3 protein-coding genes are annotated in these 9346 nt (G+C 62.4%); 2 read left to right on the top strand and 1 reads right to left on the bottom strand.

Features of this window, described 5'->3' with window-relative positions; all coding sequences use genetic code 11:
- Positions 1-275: 275 nt before the first annotated feature.
- On the bottom strand, positions 276-6557 hold the full coding sequence (locus K0H47_RS18295; protein WP_219273372.1) for a non-ribosomal peptide synthetase: 6282 nt from the start codon (positions 6555-6557) through the stop codon (positions 276-278).
- A gap of 487 nt (positions 6558-7044) precedes the next feature.
- On the opposite strand from K0H47_RS18295, the gene K0H47_RS18290 reads away from it, so the two are divergent.
- A complete protein-coding gene (locus K0H47_RS18290) occupies positions 7045-7839 on the top strand; it encodes a helix-turn-helix transcriptional regulator (RefSeq protein WP_063028797.1) in 795 nt (264 codons plus the stop codon).
- On the top strand, positions 7839-9329 hold the full coding sequence (locus K0H47_RS18285) for an efflux transporter outer membrane subunit (RefSeq protein ID WP_219273371.1): 1491 nt from the start codon (positions 7839-7841) through the stop codon (positions 9327-9329). Before K0H47_RS18290 ends, K0H47_RS18285 begins: the two co-directional genes overlap by 1 nt.
- Positions 9330-9346: the final 17 nt, after the last annotated feature.

The raw sequence follows: 9346 nt of genomic DNA, 5'->3' as shown, positions 1-9346 counted from the left end.
GATCTGACTGCCCCAATAAGCCCGAGGCCGAACGCAGGTATTGCGGAGCGGGTAAACCGGCAGGACGCCGATTTAGCCGCGCCGGGCCATGGATGGCCCGTCGCGGCGGCCCGCGGAGCAATGCCGGAGTGAGGGAACGCCGAGCCCTAGCGAGGCGCCGACAGGCGGGGCAGAGCCCTTTGGTTACTTTGGGGCTTTTCCAAAGTGACTCGCTGTAAGAGCGAAACCATAAGCCGCCGTTACCGAAGAAACGGATATGCACACCACACCACCACTCAAATCCTGCGTCTACGCCCCAACTGCGGAATCCCCAAAGCAGGCACCACCTCCACCCGCTCCACCCGCCTCCCAACCACCCCCGCCAACCCCACCACCGTCGGCTGACTGAACAACGAGCGGGCATCCACCTCCAACCCCGCCTTACGCATCCGCGCCACCACCCCCACGGCCAACAACGAATGCCCCCCCAACTCAAAAAAGTGATCCTGGCGCCCTACGCGGTCCAACTTCAACACCTCCGCCCAAACCCCCGCAATCACCGTCTCCACCTCCCCCCGAGGCGGTTCATAGGCACGACTCAAAACCGCCTCCACCCCAGGCTCCGGCAACCCCTTGCGATCCAGTTTCCCCGCCGGATTAAGCGGCCACGCCTCCATGTGCACAAATGCCGAAGGCACCATGTACTCAGGCAACCCCTCCACCATGTAACTGCGCAACGCCTCAAGCCCCGGCACCGCATCACGCACGGTGAAATACGCCACCAACCGCTCATCCCGGATCAACACCGCCACCTCCCGCAATGCAGGATGCGCCGCCAACCGTGCCTCAACCTCCCCCAGCTCCAGCCGCACCCCACGCAGCTTCACCTGAAAGTCATTACGCCCCAGAAACTCCAGATTCCCATCCGGCAAATACCGCACCAGATCCCCGGTGCGATACAACCGATCCCCCGCCACAAACGGACTATCGATAAACCGCTCCGCCGTCATCTGCGCCAACCCCAGATACCCGCGAGCCACGCCCACCCCACCGATATGCAACTGCCCACTGCACCCCAGCGGCACCGGCCGGTCATGCTCGTCCAGCACAAACAACCGGGTATTGCTGATCGCCCGCCCAATCGGCAACTGCAACGCAGGCACCGGCGCGCCCGGCTCCAGGGTCCAGGCGCTGCTGTCCACCGTCGCCTCGGTCGGCCCATAAACGTTGTGCAAACGCACACCGGGCAACCGCGCCTGAACCCCACGAGCCAAGGCCTCGGTCAACTCGCCGCCACCGCATAGGACGTCGGTAAGGCTGGTGCAGTGAGCGGACTCTTCCAGCTCCAGAAACTGCTGCAACATCGCCGGCACAAACTTGATCACGCTGATCTGTTGCTCACGAATCACCTGCGCCAGGTACGCCGGTTCACGGTGCCCATCGGGACGCGCCAGGACCAGGCGCATGCCATTGGTCAACGGCCAGAACAGCTCCCACACCGAACCGTCAAAACTGAACGGCGCCCGCTGCAACAACGCGCCACCCTCGGCATTCGGGCACAGTTGCGAACCCCAGTGCATCAAGTTACCCAGGCCGCGATGTTCGATCATCACGCCCTTGGGTGTGCCCGTGGAGCCGGAGGTGTACATCACGTAAGCCAGGTTGCCGACGCTCAACCCCGGCACCAGCGGATTGCCTTCGGGTGCGTGCTGCCAGGCGCAGTGGTCGAAGTCGATCACCGGTATCGACACTTCACCCGGCAAATCGCGGGTCGCGCCGTGTAACAGCAACGCCACCGGAGCGCTGTCTTGCAGCATGTAGGCGAGACGCTCGCGGGGGTAGCCCGGGTCCAGCGGCACATAGGCGCCGCCTGCCTTGAGGATCGCCAACAAGCCCACCACCAGGTCCAACCCGCGCTCGACACACAGCGCCACCCGCGAATCCGGCTGCACCCCGCGCTCGCGCAGGTGATAGGCCAGACGGTTGGCGCGTTCGTTGAGCTGGCGATAGGTCAGTTGGTGCTCACCGGCCTGCACCGCCACTGCATGGGGGATGTACCGGGCATGGGCTTCGAACAGGGCGTGGACGGTCTGGCCCGCGGGGTAGTCGGTTTCGCTAGCGTTGAAGTCCACCAGTTGCTGTTGCAGTTCGGTCGCGGGCAACACCTCCACGTCGAATAGCAGCGCTTCTGGGGTCTCCATCAATCCCGCGAGCACCGTGCCGAGGTAGTCCAACAGGCGCTGGGCACCGACCTTGCGGGGCGCCTTGGCCTTGAGCCGGAAACCGCTGGGCAGGTCGTCCACCGTGAGCATCAGCGGGTAGCTGAGGATGTCTTCGCTGCTGAGCAATTCGATCCCGGGCTGCAGCTCCTGGAGTTCCTCCGCCGAGGCATGTCGGTAATTCAGCAGGCTGTTGAACAACGGCGTGACGCCGCTGCAACGCTGGGCTAACGCCAGGGAGGCTTGCTCATGGGCGAGCAAGGCGCTGAGTTGCTGCTGCGTGTCCTTGATCGCCTCACTCACCGTCAACCCGGCCAGGCGTACCCGCAGCGGCAAGGTGTTGATGAACATGCCCAGGGCACGGTCGGCGCCCTCACCGGCCTGCAAACGTCCCAGCAGCACCGTACCGAAGACCACATCGTCACGGCCCGAGACGCGTCCCAGCACCTGGGCCCACGCCAAGTGAAACAGGCTCGCCGCACTGACACCAAAGGTGCGCGCCTGCTCACGCAGCAACTGGCCGAGCGCGTCGGGGAGCAGCACATCGGCCTCCTCGGTCGCATGGCGATCCGCCTGGCGATCCTGTAAACCGAAGGCCAGGGTCGGCTCATCGACATCCGCCAGCCGCTCGCGGAAGAACGCTTCGTGCGCGGCTTGGCGCTCCGGTGAACGGGTCTGGGCGACCACATTGCGATAGGGCACCGGCTCCGGCAGTTGCTGTTGCTGGCCGAGCAGATGCGCTTGGATTTCCGCCATCAGTACCTGAGTTGATGTGGCGTCGTTGACCAGGTGATGGAAACGCAACATGCCCACCCAACGGCGGTTCTGCAGGTCTTCGGCGTAATCCAGGGCCATCAGCGGCGCCTTGCGCAAGTCCAGTGGGCGCTGGTGTTCACGCAGTTGTTCGAGGATTGAATCCCCCTGAAGGGCCACCGGTTCCACGTCCAGAAGCGCCTTGCGCCACACCACTTGCATCGGTTGCTCGATGGCATCCCACGCCAGGCTGGTGCGCAGGATGTCATGGCGGTCGATCACCTGTTGCAGTGCCTGGGCGAAGGCATCCAGCTGTTCACGGCAAGCAAAACTGAACATCGCGTGTTGCTGGTACGGATCGCGTTCGTCGGTAATGTGGTGATAGAGCAAGCCCTCCTGCAACGGCGCCAGCGGGTAGATCTCCTGCACATTGGTGGCGCCCCCGGGGATGGCGGCGACGATGCGCTCGATCGTCGGCGGGTCCAGCTCCGCCAGCACCAGCAGGTCCGGGGTAATCAATGTGCAACCTGCAGGAACGCGGTTGGCCGGCACCTCAAGCTCGGTGCCCTGGCCGACCGCTGCCGCCAGCGCGGCCAATGTCGGTTGGCCAAACAGCACCTGCACATCCGCCTGCAACCCGGCCTGACGCATGCGCTGTACCAGTTGCACCGCCAATAACGAATGGCCACCCAACTCGAAGAAATGGTCGTGCCGCCCTACTTGCTCGACGTGCAACACGTCGGCCCAGATCTGCGCCAGGGTGATTTCCGTGGTGCCTTGGGGGGCTTCGTAGACGCGGCTGACAAACGCATCGGCACCGGGTGCCGGCAAGGCCTTGCGGTCGAGCTTGCCGTTGGCGGTCAGGGGCAACGCGTCCAGTTTTACGTAGGCCTGCGGCACCATGTAATCCGGCAAGCGTGATCTGAGATGGGCACGAAGCTGTTCAATCTCTACCGGCGCGTGCTCGGTGAACCAGGCCAATAACTGCCCCTCACGCACCAGGACCACCGCTTCAGTGACACCGTCATAACCCGCCAGGGCGGATTCGATTTCGCCGAGTTCGATACGCACGCCACGGATTTTTACCTGGTCATCGTTGCGCCCCAGGTATTCGAGATTGCCGTCCGGCAGCCAGCGCGCCAGGTCGCCGGTGCGGTACATGCGGCCCGGGTTGAAGGGATCATCAAGGAAACGCTCGGCAGTCATTTCCGGACGGTTCAAATAGCCGCGCGCCACACCTTTACCGCCGACGTACAACTCGCCCGCGATGCCGATGGGCACCGGCCGCTGCTGGTCATCCAGCAGATAGGCCGTGGCGTTTGCGATGGGCTTGCCGATATGCAGCGGCTGCCCGACCTCAACCAGGCCAGAGGTGGCAACTACGGTGGCTTCAGTGGGACCGTAGTTGTTGATCACCGCGAAACTGCGCGCCATGTTGAACTGGCGCAGGCGGTCGCCACCAATCAGCAAGGTGCGCAAGGTGGGGTGTTCGAGGTTCTGGCTGAAGGCGTACTCGGCCACCGGCGTGGGCAGGAAGCACACGTCCAGTGGCTGTGTGCGCCACCAGTCCAGCAGCGCGTCGATGTCTTCGGCACCGTCGTGGGCCGGCGGCAGGTGCAAGGTCGCCCCCACGCACAACGCCGGCCACACTTCCCAGGCCATGGCGTCAAACCCGAATCCGGCAACGCTGGCGGTATGGCTGCCCGCGTGCAAGTCGAAGGCCTGGCAATGCCAGTCCACCAGATTGGCCACGGTGTGGTGTTCCACCATCACGCCCTTGGGCAAGCCGGTGGAGCCCGAGGTGTAGATCACATAGGCGAGATTGGCGGGCGTCATCACTACTTGTGGGTTGCTCGCCAACTGCGCCGTGGCGTGATCCAGATTGATCACCGGCACCGTCAGTTCCGGCAAACGTTCGAGCAAATCCGTCTGCGTCAGCACCGCCACCGGCGCGCTGTCATCGAGCAGGTAGTTCAGGCGCTCGGCGGGATGGGCCGGATCCACCGGCACATAACAAGCGCCGGACTTGAGAACCCCCAGCAACCCCACCAACGTCTCCAGGCCACGTCGGGCGACGATCGCCACACGGTCGTCAGGCTTTATCCCCAGCACCAACAGCTGATGCGCCAGGGCATTGGCCCGTTGATTCAACTCGGCGTAAGTCAGTCGCTGGCCCTGGTACACCGCAGCCACCGCATGCGGGGCCAACGCGGCCTGGGTTTCGATGCGCCCGTGCAGGGTTTGCGCGGCCGGGTAAGCTTGGGCGGTGGCGTTCCAGCGTTGCAACTGCGCGGTTTCCTCAGGCGTTATCAATGAGAAATCAGCCAGGGGCCGCGCCGGACTTTCCAGACCTTGCTCCAGCAGATACACCAGGCGTTCGGCCAGGGCCTGCACCTCGTGCTGCTGGAAATACGCCTCGTTGTAGACGCAGTGCAAGCACGCCGTGTCGTGGTAGCGATTGCTGCGCAGGTGAATCGCAAGCGGCAATGGCTCATGGTGATTGGAGACTTTGATCGCCCGAGCCGATGCCTGGCCGTAGCGAAATTCATGGTCGTCCTGTTCATAGGACACCGACAGGTCGAACAACTGGCCACGGTCGGCGCGCAGCAAACCCAGCTCGCGATTCATCTCGCTCAGGGGGAAACGTTGATGCCGGAAATCCTGCTTGAGTTGGTCGCGCACGCCACGCACCAGGGCGCTGAAAGGCAGGTCGTCGCTGAACTGCAAGCGCACGGCACTGACCTGGGTAAACAGACCCAGGGTCGAACGGAATCGCGCGTTGGAACGGTTGAGAATCGGCAGCCCAAGCACACACTCCTGACGCTGGGCGGTACGGCTGAAGTACAGGTAAATCGCGGCCAATAACACATGGAACGCCGACGCCTGGTAATGGTTCGCCACCCGCGCCATGCGGTTGAGCAACGTTGCCGGAAACGGTGCTACGCAGGTGTTGCTCGGTGCCTGGCCCTTGGCGTGGTAACGGGGCGTCAACAGCGGCTCGGGTAACGCCTGGTATTTGTCCAGCCAGTAGCTGCGGTCCCGGGCGTAACGGGCCGACTCGCGATAGCGTTCATCATTGTCGATGAAGTCGACATAGGACGGCGCCGACAGGTCCGGTTGCCGGCCTTGCTCCAGGGCGCTGTAGATACCCGCGAGGGATTGCAGCATCTGGCCGAAGCCCCAGCCATCGAGAATCAGATGATGGGCCTGGGTGCCGAGGCGGTAATGCTGCTCATCGAGCTTGACCAGGAAAAAGCGGAACAACGGCTCGTCGAGCAGCGCGTAGGCCCGGGCCATTTGCGCCTGCAGCAAAGCCTCGGCCGCCGCCTCGGGGTCCGGCTGCCGAGAGACGTCATGCTGCGGCACCGATACCACCATCGCCTCGGCAAATGCCTGCCGGGGCAAGCCATCGGCGGCCACCTGCAACACCGTACGCAACGCGTCGTGCTTGGCCACCAGTTGCTCAATGGCCCGCTGGATCAATGCGGGATTCATCGGGCCAGTAAGGTCGACATAGCCGCCGATGTTGTACAGCGGCGAGTCGCCGAGGCGCAGTTGGTCCAGCCAGATATCCCGCTGGGCGGCGGTCAGGGGGAAAAACGTCATAAGATCCTTCTCATGTGAGGTGTCGATAAGGCGCACAACGCCCCATTGAGGTGAAATCAACGGGATTTAAGCATCGCCCCGGAGGACCGTATGTCACCCGAAACCCGGACAGCCAGCTACCACGCCGGGGTTGGCTGATGGTTCAGTGCTGAATCGATTAAATGGGTGTAGGAAATTGGCTATCCCTGGCCGCTGCCTGACAGCTAAGCATTTTCATATAAATCAATAAAAACGTTTTATATCAACTAGTTAACAAACTCTAAAACACCCTTCCTGTGCGGCCCCACCTTATTTGTCCGTCAGAAATGACGAAATAATGGCGCGTTTTTTATGGCAGGTTGTGTCCCTCGTTTCCGCTACATACGTAGGACAAATCCCCGTGGCTAAATGAAGCCTCGAGCACCGACCCAGGTTCAAGGAGAACGGGAGGCCTGCACACGGACGGGGGCAACCGTCGACGGTTTTCGACATCAAGGATGAGATGGCTATGAGTCTGACCAGCAGTATTCGAAATATGGAAAGTCCGCATTTTTATTTCGAGTTGGGGGAATTGATTTCCAGCACAGGCACTGAACACTTCGCAGCGAACATGCTGCAACTGGTCAACAAGCTGGTACCGGTTCACCTGGTGGACCTCAGTGAATGGACCCTCGACGAGCACCAGGCCTGCGTGCTCGATATCAAGTTACTCGGCAGCGATGGGTTGAAGCAGGACTTGCCGCCACCGCGCACCCTGCATCACCGCGACGACCATCCGTTGCTGAAAAAAATGCTCGGCATGAACGACCCGCTGTTGATCCAGATGAATGCCAAGGCCAACAGCACCCATGCCCGGGGCACGTCCCATCAGTGCAACCTGGTCTCGCGCCAGGCGAATCGGCGGTGCGTGATTTCGTTCTATCGGCCCCACACCCAACGCGCCTTCTCCCTGGCGGAGTTGTCGTTTCTCAAGAGCCTTTCGGAAACCTTGCTGCCGTTGATCGAGCGCCATGCGCAGATCAATCGACAGGCAGCGGTGGTGGCGCCCGAGCCCTCTAAAACCCTGTTGGAGCAGTCGCAATTGCAGCGCGAATTCTATAAACGCCTGTCACTCAGTGACATCACCTTATCGGCGCGGGAACAGGAAGTGTGCCTGGGATTGTTGACCGGCGGAACCGTGCCGCAGATGGCCGAGAAACTCAGCGTAAAAAACAGCTCCATCGAAACCTACCTCAAGCGCGCGGCGGCCAAACTGGGCGTGAGTGGCCGCCATGGCCTGGCCAAATGGATGGTTGGCGCGTGATGAAAAAACTGATGCTCGGCGTGGCGTGTGTGCTTGGCGGGTGTTCGCTGATCCCGGACTATCAGCGCCCCGAGGCGCCAACGCCGGCACAATACCCGGTGTACAACTCAGACAAGGTAGGCCCCTCGGCCGCCGGGCCTGACTGGCAACAGTTGTTCCGCGACCCGGTGATGCGGCAGTTGATTGGCCAGGCACTGGTGAATAACCGTGACCTGCGGGTGGCGGCGCTGAATGTCGAAGCGTTCCAGGCGCAATACCGCATCCAGCGCGCGGACCTGTTCCCGGCGGTGTCTGCCACGGGTGCCGAAAACCGGCAGAAAGTCCCACGGCGCGCCACGGGCACCGGCAAATCGGCGATCACCTCCACCTACTCCGCAACGCTGGGCGTGAGTGCCTATGAGCTGGATTTTTTCGGCCGCGTGCGCAGCCTCAGCGAACAGGCAATGCTGCAATACCTGGCCACCGAAGAAGCCCGGCGCAGTGCACAACTGAGCCTGGTGGCCAACGTGGCCAATGCCTACCTGACCTGGCGCGCCGATCAGGAATTGCTGGCCCTGGCCCAGCAGACGCTGGCTTCGGACGAACACAGCCTGCGCCTGACCTCCCGTAGCAAAACGGCGGGCAAGGCGTCGTCGATCGATGTGATCCAGGCCCAGACCAGCGTCGAGAGTACGCGAGCAAGCATTGCACGCTACCAGCGCCAGGTGGCCCAGGACCTCAACAGCCTGGCGCTGCTGGTGGGCGGCCCGGTGCCGGATTCTCTGCCGGCACAGCCGCTGTCCGCCGACCTGGTGGCGCGCGTGCCGGCCGGGTTGCCCTCGGACCTGCTGCAACGGCGGCCGGATATTGTTCAGGCCGAATATCAGTTGCAGGCGGCCAACGCCAATATTGGCGCGGCGCGGGCGGCGTTTTTTCCTTCGGTTACGCTGACGGCCAATGCGGGGACCTCCAGCAAGGATCTGTCGGGATTGTTCCAGGGGGGGTCGGGGAGTTGGGCGTTTCAGCCGCAGATCAATCTGCCGATCTTTAATGCGGGGAGTCTGAGGGCGAGTCTGGATTACGCGAAGATTCAGAAGAACATCTTTGTCGCGCAGTATGAGAAGTCGATTCAGACGGCGTTTCAGGAGGTCTCGAATGGGCTGGCGGCGCGCCAGACGTATAACGAGCAACTGGCGGCGCAGCGGGATTTTGTGCGGGCCAACCAGAAGTATTACGACTTGGCGCAGCACCGGTATCGCAGTGGGGTGGACAGTAATCTGGTGTTTCTGGATGCGCAGCGGTCGTTGTTCACTTCGCAGCAGGCGTTGATTGTGGATCGGTTGGCGCAGTTGGTGGCGGAGGTGAATTTGTATACGGCGTTGGGTGGGGGGTGGGACTTGGGTTCCGCGGGGGTTGAGGTTGGGGTTGGGGGCATATCCGTTTCTTCGGTAACGGCCGCCTATGGTTCCGCTCTTACAGCGGGTCACTTTTGGCAAACGCCCCAAAAGTAACCAAAAGGTCTTTGCCC

The sequence above is a fragment of the Pseudomonas sp. Xaverov 83 genome, from assembly GCF_019352905.1.
Taxonomy (GTDB): domain Bacteria; phylum Pseudomonadota; class Gammaproteobacteria; order Pseudomonadales; family Pseudomonadaceae; genus Aquipseudomonas; species Aquipseudomonas yamanorum.
The sequence above is the reverse complement of the archived record's forward strand: the minus strand, read 5'-3'. Positions and strand labels throughout refer to the sequence as shown.